Source organism: Streptomyces sp. UG1, assembly GCF_049974585.1.
Classification (GTDB): Bacteria; Actinomycetota; Actinomycetes; order Streptomycetales; family Streptomycetaceae; genus Streptomyces.
This window is the reverse complement of sequence record NZ_JBNGGG010000011.1, coordinates 89049-114509: the sequence shown is the minus strand read 5'-3', so window position 1 is coordinate 114509 and position 25461 is coordinate 89049. Positions and strand designations below refer to the sequence as shown.

The 25461-nt window shown below is 71.6% G+C and carries 23 protein-coding genes; 9 read left to right on the top strand and 14 right to left on the bottom strand.

Features of this window, described 5'->3' with window-relative positions; genetic code table 11:
• Positions 1–93: 93 nt before the first annotated feature.
• From ACP4J3_RS14615 to ACP4J3_RS14580, 8 genes are all read right to left on the bottom strand, one after another.
• A complete protein-coding gene (locus ACP4J3_RS14615) occupies positions 94–1065 on the bottom strand; it encodes an N-acetylglucosamine kinase (protein WP_426534236.1) in 972 nt (323 codons plus the stop codon).
• Entirely contained in the window at positions 1056–2321 is a 1266-nt protein-coding gene (locus ACP4J3_RS14610) for a 6-phospho-beta-glucosidase (RefSeq protein WP_426534234.1), read from the bottom strand. Before ACP4J3_RS14610 ends, ACP4J3_RS14615 begins: the two co-directional genes overlap by 10 nt.
• Before the next feature lie 7 nt (positions 2322–2328).
• Positions 2329–3219, bottom strand: a complete 891-nt coding sequence (locus ACP4J3_RS14605; protein WP_426534232.1) for a carbohydrate ABC transporter permease — start codon at positions 3217–3219, stop codon at positions 2329–2331.
• Positions 3220–3221: 2 nt separating this feature from the next.
• The gene (locus tag ACP4J3_RS14600) at positions 3222–4163 is read right to left on the bottom strand and encodes a carbohydrate ABC transporter permease (protein WP_426534230.1); all 942 of its coding nucleotides are present in this window, start codon (positions 4161–4163) and stop codon (positions 3222–3224) included.
• Between the two features lie 7 nt (positions 4164–4170).
• Positions 4171–5532, bottom strand: a complete 1362-nt coding sequence (locus ACP4J3_RS14595; RefSeq protein ID WP_426534228.1) for an ABC transporter substrate-binding protein — start codon at positions 5530–5532, stop codon at positions 4171–4173.
• Between the two features lie 95 nt (positions 5533–5627).
• Entirely contained in the window at positions 5628–6839 is a 1212-nt protein-coding gene (locus tag ACP4J3_RS14590; protein WP_426534226.1) for an ROK family transcriptional regulator, read from the bottom strand.
• A gap of 157 nt (positions 6840–6996) precedes the next feature.
• On the bottom strand, positions 6997–8283 hold the full coding sequence (locus ACP4J3_RS14585; RefSeq protein WP_426534224.1) for an MFS transporter: 1287 nt from the start codon (positions 8281–8283) through the stop codon (positions 6997–6999).
• Positions 8284–8465: 182 nt separating this feature from the next.
• Positions 8466–9560 carry a mechanosensitive ion channel family protein gene (locus ACP4J3_RS14580; RefSeq protein ID WP_426534222.1) on the bottom strand — a complete coding sequence of 365 codons (1095 nt, stop codon included), beginning with the start codon at positions 9558–9560 and terminating at the stop codon, positions 8466–8468.
• Positions 9561–9877: 317 nt separating this feature from the next.
• Here ACP4J3_RS14580 and ACP4J3_RS14575 point away from each other — a divergent pair, with 317 nt between their 5' ends.
• Positions 9878–10414: an HNH endonuclease gene (locus ACP4J3_RS14575; RefSeq protein WP_194045963.1), complete on the top strand. Its 537-nt coding sequence runs from the start codon at positions 9878–9880 to the stop codon at positions 10412–10414.
• Positions 10415–10506: 92 nt separating this feature from the next.
• On the opposite strand, the gene ACP4J3_RS14570 is transcribed toward ACP4J3_RS14575, so the two are convergent.
• From ACP4J3_RS14570 to ACP4J3_RS14560, 3 genes are read right to left on the bottom strand one after another with little or no spacing between them, the layout of a single operon-like run.
• On the bottom strand, positions 10507–11886 hold the full coding sequence (locus ACP4J3_RS14570; RefSeq protein WP_426534435.1) for an ABC transporter permease: 1380 nt from the start codon (positions 11884–11886) through the stop codon (positions 10507–10509).
• A 41-nt stretch (positions 11887–11927) separates the two neighbouring features.
• Entirely contained in the window at positions 11928–12626 is a 699-nt protein-coding gene (locus ACP4J3_RS14565) for an ABC transporter ATP-binding protein (protein ID WP_426534220.1), read from the bottom strand.
• A complete protein-coding gene (locus ACP4J3_RS14560; protein WP_426534218.1) occupies positions 12623–13156 on the bottom strand; it encodes a PadR family transcriptional regulator in 534 nt (177 codons plus the stop codon). Before ACP4J3_RS14560 ends, ACP4J3_RS14565 begins: the two co-directional genes overlap by 4 nt.
• Positions 13157–13329: 173 nt before the next feature.
• Here ACP4J3_RS14560 and ACP4J3_RS14555 point away from each other — a divergent pair, with 173 nt between their 5' ends.
• The 3 genes from ACP4J3_RS14555 to ACP4J3_RS14545 all read left to right on the top strand — a co-directional run bounded on the left by ACP4J3_RS14555 (position 13330) and on the right by ACP4J3_RS14545 (position 16075).
• Positions 13330–13608: a hypothetical protein gene (locus ACP4J3_RS14555; RefSeq protein ID WP_426534216.1), complete on the top strand. Its 279-nt coding sequence runs from the start codon at positions 13330–13332 to the stop codon at positions 13606–13608.
• Positions 13609–15735: a 4-alpha-glucanotransferase gene (gene malQ, locus ACP4J3_RS14550; protein ID WP_426534214.1), complete on the top strand. Its 2127-nt coding sequence runs from the start codon at positions 13609–13611 to the stop codon at positions 15733–15735.
• Between the two features lie 82 nt (positions 15736–15817).
• Entirely contained in the window at positions 15818–16075 is a 258-nt protein-coding gene (locus tag ACP4J3_RS14545; RefSeq protein ID WP_426534212.1) for a hypothetical protein, read from the top strand.
• Between the two features lie 65 nt (positions 16076–16140).
• On the opposite strand, the gene ACP4J3_RS14540 is transcribed toward ACP4J3_RS14545, so the two are convergent.
• Positions 16141–16722: a TetR family transcriptional regulator gene (locus tag ACP4J3_RS14540; RefSeq protein ID WP_426534210.1), complete on the bottom strand. Its 582-nt coding sequence runs from the start codon at positions 16720–16722 to the stop codon at positions 16141–16143.
• A gap of 142 nt (positions 16723–16864) precedes the next feature.
• Between ACP4J3_RS14540 and ACP4J3_RS14535 the strand changes: the two genes are divergently transcribed.
• The 3 genes from ACP4J3_RS14535 (at position 16865) to ACP4J3_RS14525 (ending at position 20244) form a co-directional block, all read left to right on the top strand.
• Positions 16865–18340, top strand: coding sequence for an FAD-dependent monooxygenase (locus tag ACP4J3_RS14535; protein ID WP_426534208.1), 1476 nt, complete (start codon positions 16865–16867; stop codon positions 18338–18340).
• Positions 18341–18430: 90 nt separating this feature from the next.
• The gene (locus tag ACP4J3_RS14530) at positions 18431–19327 is read left to right on the top strand and encodes a DMT family transporter (RefSeq protein WP_426534206.1); all 897 of its coding nucleotides are present in this window, start codon (positions 18431–18433) and stop codon (positions 19325–19327) included.
• Positions 19328–19341: 14 nt separating this feature from the next.
• Positions 19342–20244, top strand: a complete 903-nt coding sequence (locus tag ACP4J3_RS14525) for a LysR family transcriptional regulator (protein WP_426534204.1) — start codon at positions 19342–19344, stop codon at positions 20242–20244.
• Positions 20245–20343: 99 nt separating this feature from the next.
• Here ACP4J3_RS14525 and pepN read toward each other — a convergent pair whose 3' ends face one another.
• Positions 20344–22920: an aminopeptidase N gene (gene pepN, locus ACP4J3_RS14520; protein WP_426534202.1), complete on the bottom strand. Its 2577-nt coding sequence runs from the start codon at positions 22918–22920 to the stop codon at positions 20344–20346.
• 205 nt (positions 22921–23125) lie between these two features.
• On the opposite strand from pepN, the gene ACP4J3_RS14515 reads away from it, so the two are divergent.
• Positions 23126–23602, top strand: a complete 477-nt coding sequence (locus ACP4J3_RS14515; RefSeq protein WP_426534200.1) for a DUF1203 domain-containing protein — start codon at positions 23126–23128, stop codon at positions 23600–23602.
• Positions 23603–23615: 13 nt separating this feature from the next.
• On the opposite strand, the gene ACP4J3_RS14510 is transcribed toward ACP4J3_RS14515, so the two are convergent.
• Complete coding sequence (locus ACP4J3_RS14510; RefSeq protein WP_426534198.1) at positions 23616–24632, bottom strand: aspartate-semialdehyde dehydrogenase; 1017 nt, start codon at positions 24630–24632, stop codon at positions 23616–23618.
• A gap of 306 nt (positions 24633–24938) precedes the next feature.
• On the opposite strand from ACP4J3_RS14510, the gene ACP4J3_RS14505 reads away from it, so the two are divergent.
• Positions 24939–25460, top strand: coding sequence for an RNA polymerase sigma factor (locus ACP4J3_RS14505; protein WP_426534196.1), 522 nt, complete (start codon positions 24939–24941; stop codon positions 25458–25460).
• Position 25461 lies beyond the last annotated feature (1 nt).

Below are 25461 nucleotides of genomic sequence, written 5' to 3'. Positions count from 1 at the left end.
CCTGCCCATGAATACGCCGTGGGAATCGGATCGGTTCCGCTCCAGGGGCTGGGCCGAGTTCCGCCGCCGGCCCTGTCGGCCCCGTCGGCCCCGTCAGCCTTCGAAGTGTGACCGCAGCCGTTCGTGCACCTCCGCTTCCGCCCCCACCCGGTCCAGCCCCAGCAATGCCGCCCCCAGCACCGGGCTCGCCGCCACCACCCGGGCCACGGCCTTCGGAGCCCGCGCTGCCAGCAAGTCCCGGATGCCGTCGGTCAGTTGGGGGTGGCGGGCCGCCAGTACGCCTCCGCCCAGCAGGACCGGTGTCTCCTGCTCCAGCATCTCGAGGCGGCTCAGGGCGACCGTCGCCATCGTCACCACCTCGTCGGCCAGCCGGTCCACGATCGCGCGGGCGACCGGGTCGCCGGCCTCCGCCGTGGTGAACAGGACCGGTGTCAGCTCGTGACGGCGGATCTCCTCGACGTGCCCCAGGTGCAGGGCCTCGATCAGGGCGTACATCGTGGGGAGGCCGAAGTGGGCGGGGAGGGTGCGCGCCAGGGCCGTCGGCTCGCCCCGGCCGTCCTCCGCCCGCGCCGCGTGCCACAGCGCCTCCTCCGCCAGCCCCCAACCGCCGCCCCAGTCACCGGAGATGCGGCCCAGCGCCGGAAAGCGGGCCCTACGGCCGTCGGGGCGCATGCCCACGCAGTTGATGCCGGCGCCGCAGACGACGGCCACGCCCCGGGGTTCGGTCACACCCGCCCGCAGGATCGCGAAGGTGTCGTTGCGGACCTCGACCGTCGTCCCCCACGCGCGCGCGTGCAGCGCGGCGGCCAGGGTCTCCTCCTCCACCGGGAAGTCGGCGTTGGCCAGGCACGCGGAGACGTGGTCGGCGGATGTCACGCCCGCGGCCGTGAAGGCCCGGTCCACGGCCTCGGCGAGGGTGTCCATGGCCGCCGCCACGCCCACCGCGGGCGGACGGAACCCTCCTCCCCGGGCCGTGGCCAGGACGGTCCCGTCGCCGGCCACCACCGCCACGTCGGTCTTGCTGTTGCCCGCGTCGATGGCGAGGACACGTGCGGTCATGCCCACGCGAGGTGCTCCCGGTTGTGTGCGATCAGCCGGTCGGTGAGCTGCTCGGCGTACTCGTACTGGCCGATGAGGGGGTGGGAGAGCAGGGCCTTGAAGACACGGGTGCGGCCGCCGTGCAGGGCCGCCTCCAGGGCCAGGTCCTCGTAGGCCGTCACCTGGGCCATCAGGCCCGCGTACAGGGGTTCCGGGCTCGGGACCGGCAGCGGGAGCGGGCCCTGTCCGCCGACCGCCGCCTGCACCTCGATCACCGCGTCGTCGGGGAGGAACGGCAGGGTGCCCCTGTTGTACGTGTTCACCACCTGGTACGGGCTCCCCGCGCCGTTCAGCAGCGCCGCCGCCAGGTCCACCGCCGCCTCCGAGTAGTACGCGCCGCCGCGCTCGGAGAGGAGTCCGGGCTTCTCGTCCAGGGCCGGGTCGGCGTACAGGGTGAGCAGTTTTCTTTCCATTTCGGCCACTTCCGCGGCGCGGGACGGTTTGGTCCGCAGTTCGCGCACCACCTCGTCGTGCGCGTAGTAGTAGCGCAGGTAGTACGACGGGACGACGCCGAGGCGGTCCAGGACTGCCCGCGGCAGGTGCAGGTCCGCGGCGATCGTGTCGCCGTGGTCGGTCAGGAGCTTCGGCAGGACGTCCTCGCCCTCGGGGCCGCCGAGGCGTACCCCGGTCTCCCAGGTGAGGTGGTTGAGGCCCACGTGGTCCAGGTGCACCTCGGAGGGGGAGACGCCGAGCAGCTTGGCGAACTTGCGCTGGAAGCCGATCGCCACGTTGCACAGCCCGACCGCCTTGTGGCCCTCCTGGAGCAGGGCCCGGGTCACGATGCCGACCGGGTTGGTGAAGTCGATGATCCAGGCGGTGGGGTTGGCGCGGCGGACGCGGTCGGCGATGCCGAGGACGACCGGGACCGTGCGCAGGGCCTTCGCCAGGCCGCCCGCGCCCGTCGTCTCCTGGCCCACGCAGCCGCATTCCAGGGGCCACGTCTCGTCCTGTTCACGGGCCGCCTGGCCGCCCACGCGCAGTTGCAGGAGGACCGCGTCCGCGCCGTCCACCGCCGCGTCCAGGTCGGTGGTCGTGGTGATCCGGCCGTCGTGGGCCTGTCGGGTGAAGATACGGCGGGCCAGGCCGCCGACCAGTTCCAGGCGGTCCGCCGCCGGGTCCATCAGGACCAGTTCCTCGATGGGGAGGGTGTCCCGGAGGCGGGCGAAGCCGTCGATGAGTTCGGGGGTGTAGGTCGAGCCGCCGCCGACCACGGTGAGTTTCATAGGTTGTTCAACCCTTTACTCCGGTGAGCGTGACGCCCTCTACGAACGCCTTCTGCGCGAAGAAGAACACGACGATGACGGGGGCCATGACCAGAACGGTCGCGGCCATGGTGAGGTTCCAGTCGGTGTGGTGGGCGCCCTTGAACGACTCCAGGCCGTAGGAGAGGGTCCAGGCGCCCGGGTTCTCGGAGGCGTAGATCTGGGGGCCGAAGTAGTCGTTCCAGGCGTAGAAGAACTGGAAGAGGGCCACCGCGGCGATACCCGGCTTCGCCATGGGGAGGACCACGCGCAGGAGCGTGCGCAGTTCACCGCAGCCGTCCACCCTCGCCGCGTCCAGGTACTCGTTGGGGATGGTGGTCAGGAACTGACGCAGCAGGAAGATCGAGAACGCGTCTGCGAACGCCATCGGGATGATCAGGGGCCACAGGGATCCCGAGAGGTCCAGTTGCTTCGCCCAGAACAGGTACATCGGGATGATGACCACCTGGGGCGGCAGCATCATCATCGAGATGACCAGCATCAGGGCCGCATTGCGGCCGCGGAAGCGGAACTTCGCGAGCGCGTAGGCCACCGGGACCGAGGACACGACGGTCAGGACCGTGCCCAGGCCCGCGTAGATCAGCGTGTTCTTCCACCAGGTCAGGAAGCCGGGGGTGTCGAAGACCTTGGTGTAGTTGCCCCATTCCCAGGTGTCCGGGACCAGGTCGCGGGTGAGCGCCTGCTGGTCGCTCATCAGCGAGGTCAGCACGACGAACACGAAGGGCAGGGTGAAGAAGAGCGCCGCCGCGACGCCGAGGGAGTGGACCGCTATCCATTCCAGGAGCGCCTTGCGGCGGGCCGTGCGCTCGGCGACGGTCGGCTCCGTCAACTCCACGGGCTTGTCCAGCACTTGGGTCATGGTCAGTCACCTGCCTGGATCAGTCCGCCCCGGCGCCGCATCAGCAGCGCGGTGAACGCCATGGCGAGAGCGAACAGGACGAGTGCGATCACACAGGCCGAGCCGTAGTCGAAGCGCTGGAAGCCGAGGTTGTAGACGAGCTGGGGGAGCGTCAGGGTCGACTTGTCGGGGTAGCCCGGCTCGAACTGCTGGCCGGAGCCGCCGATGATGCCGGAGGCGACCTTCCCGGCCACCAGCGGCTGTGTGTAGTACTGCATCGTCTGGATCACGCCCGTGACCACGGCGAACATCACGATCGGCGAGATGTTCGGCAGCGTGACGTACCGGAACCGCTGCCAGGCCGATGTGCCGTCCAGCTCCGCCGCCTCGTACTGCTCCTTCGGCACGTCGAGCAGCGCGGCCATGAAGATGACCATGAGGTCGCCCACGCCCCACAGCGCCAGCGCGGTCAGGGCCGGCTTGGACCAGAGGGGATCCGTGAACCAGCCGGGCGCCGGCAGCCCGAGGTCGCCGAGGAGGGAGTTGACCGGGCCGGTGCCGGGGTTGAGCAGGAAGACGAAGGCCAGGGTCGCGGCCACCGGCGGGGCGAGGTACGGCAGGTAGAAGAGGGTGCGGAAGACGCCCGCGCCGGTCTTGATCCTGGTGATGAGCAGTCCGATGCCGAGTCCGAAGACGACCCGGCAGGTCACCATCACCAGGACCAGCCAGAGCGTGTTGCGCAGGGCCGGCCAGAACAGCGGGTAGTCGTTGAAGACGTAGGCCCAGTTGCCCAGGCCGCGGAACGCCGGTGTGCCGAAGCCGTCGTACTTCATCAGGGAGAAGTACACGGTGGACACCAGCGGATAGGCGAAGAAGACGCCGAACCCGATGAGCCACGGGGACAGGAAGGCCACCGTTCGAAGCGCCGACCTGCGGCGCTTCGAACGGAGCGTGTGCGCGGACACCGGGACGCTACTTCGCCTGCTCGATGTCGGTGTCGATCTGCCGGGCGGTCTTCTCCAGACCGGCCTTCAGGTCCTTCACCTTGCCCGACTCGTACTGGTAGCCGAAGTCCTGCAGCGTCGTCTGGTACGTGGAGCCGTTGACGGAGGCCGGCGGGGTGTTGGAGTGCGGGTGCTGGGCGATGTCCAGGAACGTCTTGAAGGCGGGGTCCACCTTCAGCTCGGGCGACTTCAGGGCCGCGAAGGTGGACGGCACATTGTGGATGGCGTTGGCGAAGGACACGACGGCCTCGGTGTCGGTGGTCAGGTACTTCACCAGTTCCCAGGCCGCGTTCTGCTTCTCGCTCTGCGGCGCGATGCCGATGATCGTGCCGGAGAGGAAGCCCTTGCCGTACTCGTCGGCCTCGTCGTCGGCGACGGGCATCGGAGCGGTGCCGATCTCGAAGCCGACGCCGGCGTCCTGAGCCATGCCGAGCCGCCACTCGCCGTCGAGCTGCATGGCCACCTGGCCGGTGTGGAACGGGTGCTTGGCGCCCCACTCGTCGCCGAAGGTGTTGCGGTACTTCTCCAGCTTCGCGAAGCCGCCGAGGTCGTCGATGAGCTTCTTCTGGTACGTGAACATCTCGGCGAAGGCCGGGTCCTTGGCGATGTTGGACTTGCCGTCGGCGTCGAAGTAGGCGTGGTCCCACTGGGACATGTAGTGGTCCACGACCGTCTCGTAGCCGTGGTACGTCGGCATGAAGCCGAGCTGCTGGTAACTGTCACCCTTGCTCACGGTCAGCCTCTCGGCGACCTTCGCGAACTCCGACCAGGTCTTCGGCGGGGACGTGATGCCCGCCTTCTCGAAAGCGTCCTTGTTGTAGTAGAGGCCGTAGGCGTCGCCCAGCAGGGGCAGGGCGCAGCGGGTGCCCTCGAACTGGGTGTAGTCCAGCATCGGCTTCGGGATGGTCTTGTCGAGGTCGAGCTTCGACTTCTCGATGAAGGGCTTGAGATCGAGGAAGGCGCCGGAGGAGCAGAACTTGCCGATGTTGGCGGTCGTGAACGACGACACCACGTCCGGCCCGTTCGAACCGCCCGCGCGCAGCGCCTGGTTGAGCTTGTCGTCGTTGATGTTGCCGACGACCTTCACGGTGATGTTGGGGTGGGCCTTCTCGAACCGGCCGACGTTCTCCTGGATCGCCTTGACCTCGCCGGGCGCGCTCCAGCCGTGCCAGAAGGTGATCGTGGTCTTGGCGTCGGGGTCGTCGGTGGCGCCCGACTCCGACTGGCCGGTGCAGGCCGTGGCGAGGAGGGCCAGCGAGGCGGAGGCGGCTAGGGCGGCGGCTGTCCTGCGGGACGCTATGGACGTGACTTTCCTGGACTTTCCGGGCATGGCGAGGTCTCCCAAGGGCGAGACAGGGGTGGGTGAGGGAAGGTGGGGGGTGAGCTGAGGGGTGGGTTAAAGGGCTGGGCCGCGGGGGTGGGCGGTCAGCGCGCGGTGTCGAAGACCTCGTCGCGTGTGGTCGCCAGCGCGCTCTCCAGCGCGCCCCGCAGCACCGGATGTTCACGGACGTCGCCGACGACGAGCCGGGGCCGGGACGCGGCCAGTTCCTCCAGCTCGTCCTGGACGAGCGCGCGCAGCACTTCGCCGCCGGAGGTGAGGCAGGCGCCGCTGAGGACGACCAGTTCGGGGTCGAGGACGGAGACCAGGGAGGCCAGACCGGTGGCCAGCCGGGTCGCGTAGGTGTGCAGGAGCAGCCGGTTGAGGACGGTGTCCTCGGCGGCGGCCCGTGCGACGAGGGTGGCGGCGGCCTCGGCGTACGGCGTCGAGGGGATGTCGGTCATGCCGAGTTCGGCGGCGAGCCGGGGGATGGCCTGGGAGCCGGCCAGCTCCTGGTAGCCGCCACTGTTGGCTCTGGTCACCTGCCGGACCAGGGGCGTGCCGGGAACCGGCAGGAAACCCACCTCGCCCGCGCCGCCGGTCCAGCCGCGGTGCAGCCGGCCGCCGAGGACGAGGGCGGCGCCGAGTCCGCCCTCGTTCCACAGCAGTACGAAGTCCTCGTGGCCGCGGGCCGCGCCGAGCCGTTGCTCGGCCACCGCCACGAGGTTGACGTCGTTCTCGTACTCGACCGGCATCGGCAGCGCGGCGGCGAGTTCGTCCAGGAGGGCCGGGGTGTGCCAGCCGGGGAGGTGGGAGGCGTAGCGCAGCCGGCCCGTGTTGGGGTCGAAGGCGCCGGGGGTGCCGATGACGAGCCGGCGGACGTCGTCGCGGGCGAGGCCCGCCGCCTTCACCGCGCCGTCCAGGGCGTCGGTGACCTGCCGGACGACGGGCCGGCCCGTGCGTCTGCCGGGGGTGGGCAGTTCGTACGAACCGACCGTGCGGCCGGTGATGTCGGCGACGGCGGCGAGGATGCGTTCGGGGGTGACGTCGAGCCCCGCGGCGTACGCGGCGGTCGGGTTGACCTCGTAGAGCTGGGCGCCGGGGCCGGGGCGGCCCTCCGTCGTGCCGGTGGCCAGGACGAGGCCGGCGGCCTCGAGGCGGGCCAGCAACTGGGAGGCGGTCGGCTTGGACAGGCCGGTGAGCTTGCCGATCCGCGTGCGGGACAACGGCCCGTGCTCCAGGAGGAGGTCCAGGGCGGCACGGTCGTTCATGGCGCGCAGGACGCGTGGGGTGCCCGGCGTACCGGCGGTTCCTGCCATGGAGTCGACACCTGCCTTTCGGCTGACCAGCTTCCCAGCGATCTACGACGGAAGTCCATCCGGGATCACTGTTAGGAAGGTTTCCTATCCGGATGTCGAGGAACGTAGTCCGACGAGGAGGCGGCGTCAAGAGAGGTCTATACCAGCAACCCAGTCGTTACTTGAGGGCGCCGTGCCGCGCCGCCTGCTCCTGTCGGGGGAGCAGCAGCGGTGTCGCCAGGAGCAGGATCCCGGCGAGGGCGATCGCCGCGCGCGGGCCGGTCAGCGTCGCGAGCAGGCCCCACAGCGCGGTCATGGCCGCGGTCACCGTCTTGACGGTGATCGACCAGGCCGACAGGGTGCGGGTCACCCGGTCCGGCGGGGTCAGTTCGAGGCGCGTGGTGGCGAGCACCGGGTTGAAGACGCCCGCGCAGGTGATCAGGCCGAACTCGACGGCCATGACGAGCAGCAGGCCGGGCGTGCCCGGGCCGATGAAGGCCAGGCCGACGGGCCAGCACGCGCGCAGGGTGCCCGCGACGAGCAGGATCCGGTGCCGGCCGTGGCGGGCCGCCAGGCGCCGGGACAGCCGGGAGCCCAGCAGGCCGCCCAGGCACGGCACGGCGAAGGCGAGGCCGTACTGCCAGGGGGTGAAGCCGAGCGGGCCGAGCATGAGGACGGCGAGCAGCGGGGCCGACACCATCATCAGGGAGTTGACCAGGACCGTGTTGAGGAACAGCGGGCGCAGGATCGGGTGGGTGAGGATGTGCCGCCAGCCCGCGCGAAGGTCGCTCGCCCGTGGGCCTGATGGGGCGTCAGGGCGGATCTGTTGCCTTTCCTTACCCTCGCTGTCCCCGCTACCCCCGGTACTCCCGGTACTCCCGATCTCCCCGGTACTCCCGATCGCCCGGATCCCCAGTGCCGAGAGAAGAAAGCTGACCGCGTTCGCCAGCACCGTCGCCATCGGGCCGAACACACCGATCGCCGTCCCGCCGAGCGGTGGCCCGATGGCCGTGGCCGTCCACATCGTGGCCTCGAAGCGGCCGTTCGCCACCAGCAGGTCCTCCGGCGGGAGGAGGGATTTCAGATACGCGCCGCTCGCCGCGTTGAACGTGATGTCCGCGGCGGCCACCACCACCGACGCCACCAGAAGCTGCCCGAGGCCGAGCGCGTCCAGGGCGAACGCGGCCGGGAGGCTGAGCAGCACCGCGCACCGGACCAGATCCGCGGCGACCATCACGGGCCGCTTCGGCCGCAGTTCCACCCACGCCCCGAGCGGAACCGCCAGCGCCGCCCCCACCGCGAGCCCCGAGGCCGACAGCAGCGCCACCTCGGTCACCCCGGCGTGCAGCACGACGACGGCGATCAGGGAGAACGCGTCGAACGCCAGCCACGTCCCGAAGACACTGACCGCGTACGCCCCCCACAGCCACCGGAACCGCCGCCCCAGCGCCCGCCCACCCGCCACCGCCCACCACTCCGCTCGCCACGACCGCCGCCGGACCCGGCCCCAGACGCAGCCCGGGACCCGCGTGCCATCCAAGCCAGCCGGACAGAGAGGGATCAAACAACCGCGGATCACGGTCCGCACAACCATCGGCTGTACGGCGACGACGAGCGCCGACGGGCGTCGCCCGCGCCCCTACTTCGTCACTTCGTCACGCTCGGCGGCGACAGCGGGGTGGCCGCCCGGGACTCCGGCGACATGGGGTTGGAGTACGCCGACGGAGCGGACACGCCCGCTGTCGGGTCCGGAGTGGCCGCGTCGTCCGCCGGGAGGGCGGGGCCGCCGATGATGGGGATGTCGGCCGCGTCGAGGGCCTGCTTGAGGCGCCAGCGCAGTTCGCGTTCGATGCCCAGGGCCTTGCCCGGCATGGTCTTCGCGGCGACGTGCAGCACCATCGAGTCCTGCAGGACGCTGTCCAGGCCGAGCACCTCGACCGGCCCCCACAGCATCTCGTTCCACGGCTCTTCCTTGGCCATCGTCTCGCCCGCCTCGGTGAGCAGCGCCTTGACCCGCACCAGGTCCTCCTCGGGGCGCAGCGTCACCTCCACATGGGCCGTCGACCAGCCCTGCGAGAGGTTGCCGATGCGCTTGACCTCGCCGTTGCGGACGTACCAGATCGCCCCGTTCTCGCCGCGCAGCTTGGTCACGCGCAGGCCGACCTCGATGACCTCGCCGGAGGCCACGCCCGCGTCGATCGAGTCGCCGACGCCGTACTGGTCCTCCAGGATCATGAAGACCCCGGAGAGGAAGTCGGTGACCAGGTTGCGGGCGCCGAAGCCGATGGCCACGCCCGCGACACCGGCGGAGGCCAGCAGCGGGGCCAGGTTGATCTCGAAGGTGGACAGGACCATCAGGGCCGCCGTGCCCATGATCAGGAAGCTGGCCACGGAGCGCAGGACCGAGCCGATCGCCTGCGAGCGCTGGCGACGGCGCTCGACGTTGACCAGCAGGCCGCCGAGGGCCGTGCCGTCCACCGCCTGTGCGGTGCGGTTCATCCGGTCTATGAGCTTGGTGATCGCCCGCCGCACCGCCACTCTCAGCACGGCCGCTATCACCAGGATCAGCAGGACCCGCAGGCCGATCGCGAGCCAGGTCGCCCAGTTCTGCTCGACCCAGCTCGCGGCCTGGGTCGCGCTCTCCTGGGCCTCCTGGATCGAGGGCACCGCCGGGGTCTGCGTCTCCGAGGGAGACGGCGACGGCGTCGAACCGGCGGCCAGTAGGAAGGCGGACAGGGACACGGCAGGTACCTCCAGTGCAGCGGCCCGCCCCACCGGTCGATGGTCAAGGTCACGAAAAGGTCACCGGCGGGGCAGGCCCACCACACTATCGGGGCATCGTGTGTGGATCGCCGCGATGTTCGAGGGAGGAACTGTGCCCACCCGGGGGTGAACTGGTGGGATGAACCGTTGCCCGTCCGGGGGATGAATCAGATGTGGTCGAAAACACTCCCAGCCCGTTACCGGGACATGGTGGCGCTTTCACCAGGCAAGAGGGGAGACTGACTACAGATCGTCCCGGCGCGAGCCACGCGCCGCCGACGCCCAAGGAGGCATCCGTGCCGCATGTCCTGGTCCTCAACGCGTCGTACGAGCCACTCGGCGTCGTACCGCTCCGCCGCGCGCTCGTCCTCGTCCTCGAGAACAAGGCCGTATGCCTCGAGGAGTCCGGCGCCTTCATGCACAGCGCAACCGTCACAGTCCCCGCACCCAGCGTGGTCCGGCTCAAGCGATTCGTCCGGGTTCCCTATCGGGGACCCGTTCCTCTTACCCGCAGGGCGCTCTTCGCGCGCGACGGGGGCCGGTGCATGTACTGCGGTGGCGTCGCAACCAGCGTCGACCACGTCATCCCGCGCAGCCGCGGGGGCAAGCACGTCTGGGACAACGTGGTGGCGTCCTGCCGCCGCTGCAACCACGTGAAGGCCGACCGACATCTGGTCGAGATCGGCTGGCGGCTGCGCCACAAACCCGCTCCACCCACCGGTCTCGCCTGGCGCATCATCGGCACCGGGCATAGGGATCCGCGCTGGCTGCCGTACTTGCAGCCGTTCGGCGCGGACGACGCCATGGCCCGGATCGACGGCATTTCCGCCTGACGATCCGGGTCTTCGCATACTCGGGGAGTGTGCGATCCGGCCCCGGGGGTCCCCCGTACCCCCGGGGTCGGACGATCACGCGGTGCCCGTGATCACGTGTACCGCAGCTCCGCCGGCCGCACCGACCGCCGCAGCAGCGGCAGTGAGGTGGCCGCGGCCAGCAGACAGGCCGCGTACACGGCGACCGTCACCAGCAGCACGGCGATCGGGAGGCCGAGTGTCGCCCCCTCGACGGTGAGCGAGGCGTACCAGACGCCGATCGTCATGCCGCCGAGGCCCGCCACCGCGACCGCGGGGGCCAGCGGCAGCGCGGTCTCCAGCAGGGTGGCTCTGGCGAGCACCGCGTACGGCACCCCGGCCGCCGTCTGGGCGGCCAGGCCCCGGCGCCGGGTGGCGACGGACTCGGCGGTGCCGACGGCGAGCGCGGTCAGGACGAGCGCGAGGGCGACGAGGATCGCGGCGCCGGTCAGGTCCAGGCCGTTCTCGTAGTAGGCGACGTCTTCGGCGAGCTGCTCGTGGTGGGCCTGCAGGGTCGACAGCATCGCCTGCCGTATGCCCATGAAGGCCGCCGCCACGACCGTCACCAGCAGCACCGCGGCGTGCGTACGGGCCGCCGCCCACGGGTCGTCACGCAGCCGTCCCGCCGCGATCAGTACCGCCGGGCTCTTGGCGCGGGCCGTGAGCCGCTCGCCCAGGCGGCGGGAGGAGACCCCGGTCATCCACACCGCCACCGCGCCGATCAGCAGGCACACGGCGAGCACGGTGAACGGGGCGAGCGCGAACTCGAAGGGGGTCTCGTGGAAGCGGGTGGTCAGGATGTACACCAGCACCAGCGCCAGCGCCCCGGTCGCCACCCGGAACATCCGCCCCGGACCCTCGGCCGGCCGCACCCGCCGTATCCACCCCAGCGGCGAGGCCACCACCCGGCGCAGCGCCAGCGCGCTCACGGCCGCGCCCAGCAGCGGCACCCCGGCGGCGACCACGGCGATGCCCGCCCAGGCCAGGGGGTCGGGGCTGCGCCACAGCCGCAGCAGGGTCAGCACCGAGAACACCGTGGCCGTCCCCGAACCCGCCAGACACGCCAGCCCCGACTCCCACGCCGCGATGCGCCGCACCTGGGCGGGCGTCGCCCCCGCCAGACGCAGCGCGGCCAGCCTGCGGTCCCGGTGCACGGCGCCGATCCGGGCGCACTGGCCGAGGAACCCGAGCACCGGCACCAGCAGCAGCGCCAGCGCGACGATCACGCCGATCCGGGTACCGGGCTGGTCGAGCAGACCGCCGCCCACGGGCATGCTGTACTGGCCCTCCAGCGGCAGCAGCGCGGCGATCACCAGCCCCAGCCCGGTCGCCAGCGCCGCGCCGACGGCGGTGAGGAGCACACGCCACCACTCGCGGCGGTCCGACCCCCGGGTGAGCAGCCACGCCAGCCGGAGATCGGCCGACGCGGCGCTGTACGCCCTTTTGAACTGCACCCTTTCATCCCGCTTGTACGGCACCCTTTTGTCCCGCGAGCTCACGCCGTCACCCCCTGCGGCACCACGGTCCCGTCGCTCAGCCGCACCTCCCGGTCCGCGTACGCCGCTACTTGCGCGTCGTGGGTGACCAGCAGGACCGCCGTGCCCGACTCGCGGGCCGTGTGCGCCAGCGCCGTCATCACCTGCTCGCTCGCCAGGGAGTCCAGCGCCCCGGTCGGCTCGTCCGCGAAGACGACCTTCGGGCCGGTGACCAGGGCGCGGGCCAGCGCCGCCCGCTGGGCCTGGCCGCCGCTCATCTCGCCCGGCCGCAGCTCCTCCTGCCCCCGCACCCCGAACCGCTCCAGCCACTCACCGGCCGCCGCCTGCGCCTTGGACCGGTGGGCACCGGCGAGCAGCAGCGGCAGCGCGACATTGTCCAGCGCCGTCAGCTCGGGAATGAGCTGCCCGAACTGGAAGACCACGCCGAACTCCGTGCGCCGCAGCTCGCTCAGCCGCCGCTCGGGCAGTTGGTCCAGTCGCTCCCCGGCGTACGTCACCGCGCCGGAGTCCGGGCGGGCGATGCCGGCCAGGCAGTGCAGCAGCGTGGACTTCCCGCTGCCGCTGGCGCCCGTGACGGCGAGGATCTCGCCCGGTGCCAGCTCGACCGAGGCGCCGCGCAGGGCCTCGGTCCTGCCGTGCGCCTTGACGAGGTCACGGGCCGCCAGCAGCGGCACCGGGCTCCCCCCTTGGTTGCTCATACTGCATCGACCTCCGCGGTCAGGGTGGTGAGCCGGTCCGCCGTGGTGGTCATCCAGCGGAGGTCGGCGTCGAGGTGGTTGAGGGCGTAGTCCGCCGAGAGCACGGTCGCGAGATCGCAGCCGGGCGCGGTCTTGACCGCCGTGAGCTCCCGCATCCGGTTCATATGGGCGGTGCGCTGGGCGCGCAGATAGGCCGCGGGGTCGCCGCCGGACAGGATCGACACGACGACCTTGGCGAAGATCTCGTTCGTCACGAACGGCGCCGGTGGCGCGATCTCCCCGGCCCACCTGGCCAGTTCGCGCGTCCCCTCGGGCGTCGAGCGGTACACGGTCCGCTCCGGCCCGCCGTCCGAGTCGATGCCGTCGACCTCCGCGAGCCCGTCGCGGACCAGCCGCTGCAAGGTCGTATAGACCTGCCCGTAGGCCAGCGGACGGGCCTGTGGGAAGCGTTCGTCGTGGCGTCGCTTGAGGTCGTAACCGTGGCTCGGTCCCGGGGCGAGCAGGCCCAGCAGGATGTGACGGGTGCTCATGCCGAGCATTATGCACCGAGTACATGTACTGAGTGAATAGTGATCACTGGAGCGTTCACCGCGAGGAGCGGAATGTGACGAGAGGCACCTTGTTGCCATCTGTACGTCTGCCATCGCGTCTGCTGGGTAGGGCTGCGGTAACCCGCGTTAACGAACCCGACAAGGAGGCCCCCGTGCCCACAGCATCGGCCCTGTCCAAACCTGAGGCGCCCTTCGACCACGAGATGCAGTACTGCGTCTTCAGCGCCGAGGGCGCCTGCGCCGAAGCCCCCCTCACCAGTGAGCCGCCCCTTCCGGACGCCGAGCCCCTCACCAGCGAGCCGCCGCTCGCCGACGCCGCTCCGTTGACCAGCGAGACGGCCGTCTGGGACATGGACATCGACACCGGCACGGATCTGGGTATGGACACCGGTATGGACATGGACATGTACATGGACTCCACGAGGCCCTAGATGACAGCTCAGCGGTCGGCCGAAGCCCCTGCCGAGGGTCCCGAAGGTTCCGAGAACCTCCCCTCCGACGATCTGTGCCGGCTCGCCGAGCTGCACGGTGTAGCCCCCTCCTACCAGCCGTCCGCGGACCGTACGGTCACGGCCTCCGCCACCGCGCTCACCCTCGCCCTCGCCGCCCTCGACGTGGACGCGAGCACACCCGCCGCCGTCGGTGCCGCGCTCGCCGCCCGCGAGCGCGAGCTGCGGGAGCGGCTGCTGCCGCCGACGGTGGTGTGCTGGGGCCGGAGCGAGCCCGAGGCGCTGGCCGCGCTGCCGTCCGGCACCCGGCTGCACATCGAGACCGAGCAGGGCGAGATGCGCACCGACGCCGGCCAACTCCCGCTCGGCGTCCACCGGCTGACGGCCACCGCACCGGACGGCCGTACGGCGACCAGCCATCTCGTCGTCGCCCCGACCCGCCTGCCCACGCCCACCTCACGCTCGTACGGCCTGCTCGTCCAGCTCTACTCCCTGCTGTCCCGCCGCTCCTGGGGCATGGGCGACCTCGGCGACCTCGCCGAACTCGCCACCTGGGCCGGCCGCGCGCTCGGCGCCGGATTCGTGCAGGTCAACCCGTTGCACGCGGCCGTACCCGGCGCCCCGACCGATCCCTCCCCCTACCGCCCGTCCTCCCGCCGCTTCCCCGACCCCGTCCATCTGCGGGTCGAGGACGTGCCCGAGTTTGCGCATGTTGACGACCACGAGCGCGTGCGGGCACTGCGCGAGCGGGCCGGGCGGCTGCGCGAAGCGGTGCTGGACAAGGGGGAGTTGATCGACCGGGACGCGGTGTGGCAGGCCAAGCGGGAGGCGCTGGAGCTGGTGCGCGAGGTGCCGCTCGGGCCGGGGCGGCGGGCGGCGTACGCCGACTTCCTCGCGCGGGAGGGGGACGCGCTGGAGGACCACGCCACGTGGTGCGCGCTCGCCGAGGTGCACGGATCGGACTGGCAGCGGTGGCCCCAGGGGTTGCGGGACCCGCGCTCACCCGAAACGGCCCGCGCGCGCGGCGAGTTGATGGACCGGGTCGACTTCCACTCCCGGCTCGCCTGGCTCACCGACGCCCAGCTCGCCGCCGCACAGCGGGTCGCGCGGGAGGCGGGGATGCCGGTCGGGATCGTGCACGACCTGGCGGTCGGGGTACATCCCGGGGGCGCCGACGCCTGGGCGCAGCAGGCCTACTTCGCGGCCGGGATGTCGGTGGGCGCGCCGCCGGACGCCTTCAACGCGCGCGGCCAGGACTGGGGGCTGCCGCCCTGGCGCCCGGACCGGCTGGCCGAGTCGGGCTACGAGCCGTACCGGCGGCTGTTGCGCGCGCTGTGCCGGTACGCCGGCGCCCTGCGCATCGACCATGTCATGGGGCTGTTCCGGCTGTGGTGGGTGCCGCAGGGGCGGCCGCCGACGCAGGGGGCGTACGTCCGCTACGACGCCGAGGCCATGCTCGCCATCCTGGTGCTGGAGGCCTCCCGGGCCGGGGCGGTGGTGATCGGGGAGGATCTCGGCACGGTGGAGCCGGGCGTGCGTGAGACGCTGCGCTCACGGGGCGTGCTCGGCACCTCGGTGCTGTGGTTCGAACGGGACTGGGACGGCGACGGCCGCCCCCTGCCGCCGGAGTCCTGGCGCGCCGACTGCCTCGCCACCGCCACCACCCACGACCTGCCGCCCACCGCGGCCCGCCTCACCGGCGAACACGTCGAACTCCGCGACGGCCTCGGCCTGTTGACCCGTCCCCTGGAACAGGAGCGCGCCGAGGCCGCGGCCGACACGGGCGAGTGGCTGGAGCTGCTGTCCCGGCTCGGCCTGCTGCGGGGCTCGCACGGCGGGCACTGCGCCTCGGAGGAGGAGGCCGAGATCCAGGCCGTCCACCGCTTCCTGCTGCGCACCCCGGCCCGCATGATCGGCGTCTGGCTCCCGGACGGCGTCGGCGACCGGCGGCCGCAGAACCTGCCGGGGACGTGGGACCAGTACCCGAACTGGCGGCTGCCGATCGCCGACGCGGAGGGGCGGCCGGTGACGCTGGAGGAACTGGCGGGGACGGCTCGGGTGTGGGGGCTGGTGGAGGTGCTGCGGGAAGGGGCTGCGCGGCGGGGGTGACGGTGGGCCCGGTGGGGCGGCCCGCGCCTCAGACGGCACCCCGGGCGCGCGGCCCTTCCCGTCGTTCGATACTTTTGGCCCCGTGGACAAGAAGAACGCCCTGCGCGCCGGCGCCCTGGCCGCCGGTACGACGCTGATGATGCTGCTGATGTCGTCCCCCGCGCTCGCGCTCACGCGGGACGACGGCGACGACCCCGGGCAGGGCCTGAGCGTCATGGAGACGCTGGCCCAGTTCGTCATTGCCCCGATCGTGATCTTCGCGGTCATCACGGGCCTCGTGATGGTCCTGGACCGCTCCACGGACCGCCGGCCGAAGGCCAAGGTGAAGGCGAAGGCCTGAGCGAGGCTCTTCCGCCCCATCCTTTCGTCGAGGGCGCCGACCTGGTCGGCGCCCTCGACGTGTTCTCAGGCCGGGTGCGGCGCGGTCAGATACCGCTGCACCGTGGGTGCCAGCCATGCCACGACCTCCTCGGGGGCCAGTGCCACGGCGGGCGGGAAGCGCAGGACGTAGCGCGTGAGGGCCAGCCCGAGCAACTGTGACGAGGCCAGCGCGGCCCGCGCGGGGGCCTGCTCGGGGTCCGGGCACACCCGGCGGGCCAGCGGCAGCAGCTGGTCCGCGAAGATGCCCCGCATGCGCTCGGCGCCGGCCTGGTTGGTCGCGCCGGCCCTGAGCAGGGCCGTGAGCACCTCGCTCTCCTCCCACATGTCCAGGAAGTGCGTCACGAGCGCCCGGCCGGCCTCGTCCCGGTTCAGCGACCCCGGGTCCGGCAGCTTCAGGTCGATGGCCATGGCCGCCGCGAACAGGCCCTCTTTGTTGCCGTAGTAGCGCATCACCATCGACGGGTCGATGTTCGCGTGCTTGGCGATGGCGCGGATGGTCGCGCGCTCGTATCCGTCCGCCGCGAAGCGCTCGCGGGCCGCGTCGAGGATCGCGGTGCGGGTGGCGTCGGAGCGGCGGGGTGGGTGCTGGGGGCGGCTCTCGTCCATGCCGACAACTGTAGGTCAACAAGTGTGGGCAAACAATCGTAGGCCAACAAGCGTTGACGCCTCGATCCCGGACTTCTATTGTTGCCAACAAGCGTTGACCAACATTCGTTGGCCAACAAGTGTTGGCACCCAGGAGGCCACCATGAACGGCACCAGCACCAACACCACCCCCAACACCAGCCGCCCCGTGATCGTCGTAGGCTCCGGCCCCACCGGCCTCCTCCTGGCCGGTGACCTCGCCGCCGCCGGCGTCCCCGTCACCCTCGTCGAGAAGCGCCCCCGCAAGATCAGCAACCTCTCCCGCGCCTTCGGCGTGCACGCCCGCACCCTGGAGCAACTGGACGCCCGCGGGCTCGCCGACCAACTGCTCGCCACCGGCAGCACCATCACCGAGCTGCGCCTCTTCCGTCGCCTCTCCCTAGACCTGGGCACGTTGCCGTCCCGCTTCCCGTTCCTGCTCATCACCCCGCAGTACGAGGTCGAGCGGCTGCTGGAGCGGCGGGCGCGGGAGGCGGGGGTGGAGTTCCGCTTCGAGAGCGAGGTCGTCGGTCTGCGGCAGGACGACGGCGGGGTCGACCTCGACGTGCGCGGCCCGGACGGCGCGGTCGTCACCCACCGCGCGGCCTACGTCGTCGGCACCGACGGCCACCGCAGCGCCGTGCGCGAGGCCCTAGGGCTGCCCTTCCCCGGCGTCTCCGTCATCCGTTCCCTGTTCCTGGCGGACGTCCGGCTCGCCGAGCGCCCGGACAGCGTGCTCACCGTCAACGGCGCGGGCGACGCCTTCGCGATGATCGCCTCCTTCGGCGACGGCTGGTACCGCGTCATGGGCTGGAACCGCCGCCACGAGGTCCCCGACGACGCCCCGCTCGACCTCGACGAGGTCAAGGAGGTCACCCGGCGTGCCCTCGGCACCGACTACGGCATGCACGACGCCCGTTGGCTCTCGCGGTTCCACAGCGACGAGCGCCAGGTGCCGCGGTACCGGGCCGGCCGGGTCTTCCTGGCCGGCGACGCCGCGCACGTGCACTCGCCGGCCGGCGGTCAGGGCATGAACACCGGCCTCCAGGACGCGGCCAACCTCGGCTGGAAGCTCGCCGCGGTCCTCGGGGGCCGGGCGTCCGAAGGGCTGCTGGACACCTACCAGGCCGAGCGCCACCCGGTCGGCAAGGCGGTGCTGCGCAGCAGCGGCGGGCTGGTCCGGCTGGCCCGGGCGCAGAGCCCCGTACTGCGTGCCGTACGCGGCCTGGTCTCTGCATTCGTCAACGTGACCCGGCCCGCCCAGGCGAAGGCTCTGGCCCAGATCTCGGGCATCGGCTACCGCTACCCCGCCCCGCGCGGCTCCCACCGCCTCGTCGGCACCCGCGTCCCGGACGTGGCCCTGGAGAGCGGCCGCCTGTACGAGGCGCTGCGCGGCGGCCGGTTCGTGCTGATCACGCCGAAGGCCGCGAGCGGAGCGTACGACGGTCAGGGTGCCCGCAAGGAGTGGCTGACCGTGGAGCGCTGGGCGGGCGACCGCCGTACGACCGTGCTGGTGCGGCCCGACGGATACGTGGCCTGGGCGGCGGACGACGCGGACGCCGCGGGGATCGAGGCCGCGCTCACCCTTCAGTTTTCCTGAAGAGAATCCTCGAAAACTTTCGATGGACGCGACAGATGGCTCGCTGCGACGGTGGACGGGCTGTCATCACCGTCCATCGAAAGGACTTTCGTGCCTGCACCTGTCCGCGTCGTCGTCCCTGTCCCCGTCCTCGGGATCGCCCTCGCCGCCCTCGCGACCGTCGTCTGGTCCGGCAGCTTCGTCACCGCCCGCGCACTGCACGACAGCGTGCCGCCGGTGCAGCACGCGTTCTGGAGGTGGGTGGTGGCGCTGGTCGTGGTGGCGCCGTTCGGTGCGCGGCAGGCTTGGCGGCAGCGGGAGTCGATCCGCCGTCACCTCGGGTTCGTGGTCCTCGCGTCGCTGCTCGGCGTCGCCGCCTACAACACCCTCGTCAACCAGGCCGGGTTGACCACACCCGCCGCCAACATGGGCATGATCATGGCCGCTTCGCCGGTGCTGATGGCCGTGTTCGAGCGCGCGGGCGGGGTGCGGTTGGGTGCGCGTCGGGTCACGGGGCTGCTGGTGGCCGGTGGGGGTGTCGTGCTGCTGATCGCAGGCGGGGCGGGCGGGACCCGTTTCGGCGCGGGGGACCTGTGGATGGTGGCGGCGGCGTGCTGCTTCGGGGCGTACAGCGGTCTGCTGCGACGACGGCCCGCCGAACTCGGCGGCACGGCCTTCCTGTTCACCACCTTCCTCCTCGGTACGGTCCTGCTGCTGCCGGCGCAGGGCGTGAGCCTGGCGATGCAGGGCGGCTTCGACCCGACGCCCGGCACCGTCCTGCCGATCCTCTACGTCTCGGTCGCCTCCTCCGCCCTCGCCTTCTTCGCCTGGAACCGGGCGATCGCGCTGGTCGGGGCGAGCCGGGCCGGGATCGTCTACTACCTCCAGCCGGTGTGCGTGGCCCTGCTGTCCTGGGCGGTGCTCGGCGAGGCGACCGGCTGGGCGCAGGCGCTGTGCATGGCGCTGATCCTCGGGGGAGTGGTGCTGGGGGCGGCGGCGCGCCGGTGACGTAGGTTGCCGCCATGGTCGACTGGGACATCCGGAAACTGCAGATCCTGCGGACGCTGCGGGAACGGGGGACCGTGACCGCTACGGCCGAGGCGCTGCGGATGACGCCGTCGGCGGTGTCGCAGCAGCTCACGAATCTCGCCAAGCAGGTCGGGGTGCCGTTGCTGGAGGCGCAGGGGCGGCGGGTGCGGCTGACGGACGCGGCGCGGCTGGTGCTGCGGCACGCCGAGGCCGTGTTCGAGCAACTGGAGCGGGCGGACGCGGAGTTGGCGGCGTACCGGCACGGCGAGGCCGGGGAGGTCCGGGTCGGGGCCTTCTCCACGGCGGTGCCCGCGCTGGTCGTACCGGCCGTGCGGGCGCTCAGGCAGACGGCGCCCGGGGTGGTCGTACGGGTGCGGGAGGCCGAGGCCGCGGAGGCGTACGAGCTGCTGGCCGGCGGGGAGGTGGACCTCGCCCTGTCGCTCGCGGCACAGGCGCCGGCGGTGGGGGACGCGCGGTTCACCCGGGTGCCGTTGCTGGCCGACCCGCTGGACGTCGCCCTCCCTGTGGGGCACGCGCTGGCCGCCGCGGAAGGGCTGAAGCTGGCCGATCTCGCCGGGGAGGACTGGATCTTCGGCGGGAGCGGGCCGTGGTCGGACATCACGCGCGGGGCGTGCGAGGCGGCCGGGTTCAGCCCTCGGCAGGGGCATTCGGCGGCGGGCTGGACGGCGATTCTGGCGATGGTGGAGGCGGGGATGGGGGTGGCGCTGGTGCCGCGGATGGCTGCGGTGTCGAGGGGCGGGGTGCTCATGCGGGAAGTGGGAGCGGATCGGCCGGTTCGGCATGTGGTGGCGGCCGTGCGGAGGGGGAGCGAGGCGCGGGTTGCGGTGGGGAGGGTGCTGTCGGCTCTGGGGGCTGTTGCTGAGCGGCTTGCTTGAGGGTGGCTGTGCCGGTTCGGGTGATCGCTTGCTCTGCGCGTACAGCAGGGGCGCCCGGTCTGAGACCGGGCGCCCCCATTCACGTACGCGCGACGGCCGTTACCGCTCTGCCGCCGTGTCCGCCGCCTGGGCCCTGAGGGCCCGCTCCACACCCGCCCGCGACTCGGAGACGAGTCGGCGCAGGGCCGCGTTCGGTTCGGCCGAGGCGAGCCAGGCGTCCGTCTTGCGCAGGGTCTCCTCGGAGACCTGCAGGGACGGGTACAGGCCGACCGCGATCTGCTGGGCGATCTCGTGCGAGCGGGCGTCCCAGATGCCCTTGACGACCTCGAAGAAGGTGTCGGTGTAGGGCGCCAGGAGCTCGCGCTGGTCGGTCTGGACGAAACCGCTGATCACCGCCTCCTGGACGGCGTTCGGCAGCTTGTCGGAGTCGATGACCGACGACCAGGCCTCGGCCTTGGCCTCCGGGGTCGGGCGGGCGGCGCGGGCCGTGGCTGCGTGGCGCTCGCCGGCGGCCGTCTTGTCCCGCTCGTACTCGCCCGCGATCTCCGCCTCCTCGAAGCGGCCGACCGCCGCGAGGCGCTGCACGAACGCCCAGCGCAGCTCCGTGTCGACGGCCAGGCCCTCGATCGACTCGGAGCCGTCCAGCAGGGCCTGAAGGAGGTCGAGCTGCTCCGGCGTGCGGGCCGTCGCCGCGAAGGCCCGCGCCCAGGCCAACTGGTGGTCGCTGCCCGGCTCCGCCTCGCGCAGATGGGCCAGCGTGGCGTCCGTCCAGCGGGTCAGCAGGGCCTCGCGGGCGGCCGGGGCGGCGTACAGCTCGATCGCCAGCTTCACCTGGCGGTGCAGCGACTGCACGACGCCGATGTCGGACTCCTTGCCGATGCCCGACAGGACCAGGGAGACGTAGTCGCGGGTGGCGAGTTCCGCGTCGCGGGTCATGTCCCAGGACGACGCCCAGCACAGGGCCCGCGGGAGGGAGGCCTCGAAGTCGCCGAGGTGCTCGGTGACGAAGACGAGGGACTTCTCGTCCAGGCGGACCTTGGCGTACGACAGGTCGTCGTCGTTGAGGAGGATCACGTCCGGGCGGCCCTTGCCGACGAGCTGCGGCACCGTGGTCAGTTCGCCGTCCACGTCCAGCTCGATGCGCTCGTCGCGCAGCAGCTTTCCGGAAGCGTCGTCCAGGTTGTACAGGCCCACCGCGATGCGGTGCGGGCGCAGTGTGGGCTCGCCCTTCGCGCCGGCCGGCAGCGCCGGGGCCTCCTGGCGGATCGCGAAGGAGGTGATGACCCCACGCTCGTCCGTCTCGATCTCGGGGCGCAGGATGTTGATGCCGGCCGTCTCCAGCCACAGCTTCGACCAGGTCTTCAGGTCGCGGCCGGAGGTCTCCTCCAGGGCGCCGAGCAGGTCCGACAGGCGCGTGTTGCCGTAGGCGTGGCGCTTGAAGTACGCCTGGACACCCCTGAAGAACTCGTCCATGCCGACGTACGCCACGAGCTGCTTGAGGACGGAGGCTCCCTTGGCGTAGGTGATGCCGTCGAAGTTGACCAGGACGTCGTCCAGGTCGCGGATCTCCGCCATGATCGGGTGGGTGGACGGCAACTGGTCCTGGCGGTACGCCCACGTCTTCATCTGGTTGGCGAACGTCGTCCAGGCGTGCGGCCAGCGCGTCCCCGGGGCGTGCGCCTGGCAGGCGATGGAGGTGTAGGTGGCGAACGACTCGTTCAGCCACAGGTCGTTCCACCACTCCATGGTGACCAGGTCGCCGAACCACATGTGGGCCAGCTCGTGCAGGATGGTCTCGGCCCGCCCCAGGTACGCCGCGTCCGTCACCTTCGAGCGGAACACGTACTGGTCGCGGATGGTCACCGCGCCCGCGTTCTCCATCGCGCCCGCGTTGAACTCCGGCACGAACAGCTGGTCGTACTTCTTGAACGGGTACGGGTAGTCGAACTTCTCCTGGAACCAGTCGAAGCCCTGCCGGGTCACCTCGAAGATCGCGTCCGAGTCGAGGAACTCGGCGAGCGAGGGACGGCAGTAGATGCCGAGCGGCACGGACTGGCCGTCCTTCTCGTACACGCTGTGCACGGAGTGGTACGGGCCGACGATGAGCGCCGTGATGTACGTCGAGATACGCGGCGTCGGCTCGAAGGACCAGACGTTGTCCTTGGGCTCCGGGGTGGGCGAGTTGGAGATGACCGTCCAGCCCTCCGGGGCCGTCACGGTGAACTGGAAGGTGGCCTTCAGATCGGGTTGCTCGAAGGACGCGAAGACGCGCCGGGCGTCGGGCACCTCGAACTGGGTGTACAGGTACGCCTGCTGGTCGACCGGGTCGACGAAGCGGTGCAGGCCCTCACCGGTGTTGGTGTACGCGCAGTCTGCGACGACCCGCAGCACGTTGCGGCCCTGCAGCAGGCCCGGCAGGGCGATCCGGGAGTCCTTGAAGACCTCGTCCGCGTCGAGCGAGTCGCCGTTGAGAGTCACCTCGTGGACGGTCGGGGCCACGAGGTCGATGAAGGAGTCGGCGCCGTTCTCGGCGACGTCGAAGCGCACCGTGGTCACGGACCGGTAGGTGCCGCCCTCTTGCGCGCCGGAGAGGTCGAGATCGATCTCGTACGAGTCAACGGTGAGCAGCTTCGCCCGCTGCTGCGCCTCTTCGCGAGTCAGGTTTGTGCCAGGCACGCGGTCATCTCCTCGTTATGTGTCGGTTCGGCCATCCTTCCACGGGACATCGGGGTCGGGCGACGAGCGGGGCGTCGCACGGGGATTTGAGGGCAACTCATGGGGATACCCCTCTACCGGGCGGGGCTACCGCGGGCTACCGGGGCCGGACGCGAGGTCCGGATCCCGCCGGCGGTCCGGTCCCGCGGGCGCGAGGGTGGGGGACATGACGACGTACACCGCGCGCCCCATCGCACCGCCGGTCCTGAAGGAACTGCGCACCGCCGACGACGCGGGCCGCCCCCTGTCCCCGTTCACCGACGAGGAGGGCGGGGCGCCGCTGCGGTGCTGTCTGCGCCGGAGCGGGCCCAGGGAGCGGATCGCGCTCGTGTCGTACGCGCCCCTGCGCCGCTGGGCGGCCGAGACCGGCGTGGATCCCGGTGCCTACGACGAACAGGGCCCCGTCTTCATCCACGCCGAGGAGTGCGCGGGGCCGGACGGGGACAGCGACAGCCACCCCTTCGCGAACGCCCACCGGACCGTCCGCCGCTACTCCGCCGACGGACGCATCCTGGGCGGCCGGCTCGTCGACGCTCCCGACGACGAGGCGTTCCGGAACGCGTTCGACGACCCGGCCGTGGCACTCGTCCACGTCCGGGCCGTCGAGTACGGCTGTTTCCTCTACGAGGTGCGCAGGAGCTGAGGGGCGGTGACCGTTAGCCCTTCAGCTCCGCCGCCACCAGCTCCGCGATCTGCACGGCGTTCAGCGCAGCCCCCTTGCGGAGGTTGTCGTTGGAGACGAACAGGGCGAGGCCGTGGGCGACCGTCTCGTCGGTGCGGATGCGGCCGACGTAGGACGGGTCCTGGCCGGCCGCCTGGAGCGGGGTCGGGACGTCGGTGAGGGCCACGCCGGGGGCGCCGGCCAGCAGTTCCTTGGCGCGCTCCACGCTGATCGGGCGGTCGAAGCGGGCGTTGATCTGGAGGGAGTGGCCGGAGAAGACCGGGACGCGCACGCAGGTGCCGGAGACCAGCAGCTCCGGGATCTCCAGGATCTTGCGGGACTCGTGGCGCAGCTTCTGCTCCTCGTCGGTCTCGTTCAGACCGTCGTCCACGATCGAGCCGGCCATCGGCAGCACGTTGTACGCGATCGGCGCCACGTACTTGTTCGGCGCGGGGAACTCCGCCGCCGAGCCGTCGTGCGTCAGCTTCGGAGCGTCGTCGCCGACCTTCTTGACCTGCTCGAACAGCTCGTCCACACCGGCCAGACCGGAGCCGGAGACGGCCTGGTAGGTGGCGACCACGAGAGCCTGGAGCCCCGCCTCGGCGTGCAGCGGCTTGAGCACCGGCATCGCGGCCATCGTGGTGCAGTTCGGGTTGGCGATGATGCCCTTGGGGCGGTCGGCGATCGCGTGCGGGTTCACCTCGGAGACGACCAGCGGGACCTCGGGGTCGCGGCGCCAGGCCGAGGAGTTGTCGATCACCACGGGGCCCTGGGCGGCGACCTTCGGCGCCAGCGCCTTCGAGGTCGCGCCGCCCGCCGAGAACAGCACGATGTCCAGGCCGGAGTAGTCGGCCGTCGCGGCGTCCTCCACCGTCACGCCGTCCAGGACCGTCCCCGCCGAACGGGCCGAGGCGAACAGGCGCAGCTCGGTGACCGGGAACTCACGCTCCGCGAGGATCCTGCGCATGACCGTGCCGACCTGACCGGTGGCTCCGACGATTCCGACCCTCACGGCGACTCCTTCTACGTGTTCGTGTGTGTCCGCGGCGTTTCCATCATGCGGCCGACCTGGGTCCGCCTGTCCAATTCTTTGCGCTCCATGCCCGAGGTCTGGGACACGTCGTCGCTGTCACCGGTTGCGGAACTCCGCCCACACCCCCGCTGAGCTGGAGGAATTCACCCTACGGCGGTCCCTGGCCGCAAGCTGTGCTGCCCCGCGCGGTGGTGTGACGTACGACTCGCGACGATTCACCGGGGTTCCGCCGAACGTTTCCCCGCGCGGCGGCGTCGTAGAAGAAACGCGGTGAGGGGGTGGCTTGTGCTGCGCAGAAAGGCCCGCCGTGTCCAGGAGGACGATCCGCTGGACGCGGCCCAGGAGCGTCGGGTGCGGGCGGTGCTCGCGCTCGGCGGGGTGCCGCAGGCGGACCTGCCGGACGGGGTACAGCAGGTCCGCCTGCGGCTGCTGGAGCGGGCCGCGAGCGGACGCGAGGCGCCGCGGGACGTGTCGGCGTGGGCGGCGGTCGTCGCCTCCAACCTCGCCATGGACTGGCACCGGGCGAAGAAGCGGCAGGAGCGGCTCGGCGAGCGGCTCGCCTCCCTGCGCCAACCGGCGGCCCACCCCTCCGGCGAGGACACCAGCCTGCTCTCCCTCGCCGTCGCCCAGGGCCTGGACGAGCTGCCCGACGCCCAGCGTCAGGTCCTCGTCCTGCGTTTCTACGGCGATCTCCCGGTGCGGGACATCGCCGAGGAGCTGGGCATCCCAGAGGGCACGGTCAAGAGCAGGCTGCACACCGCGGTACGGGCCCTGCGCGCCCGCCTGCACGAGGACGAGGTGGTGTGAC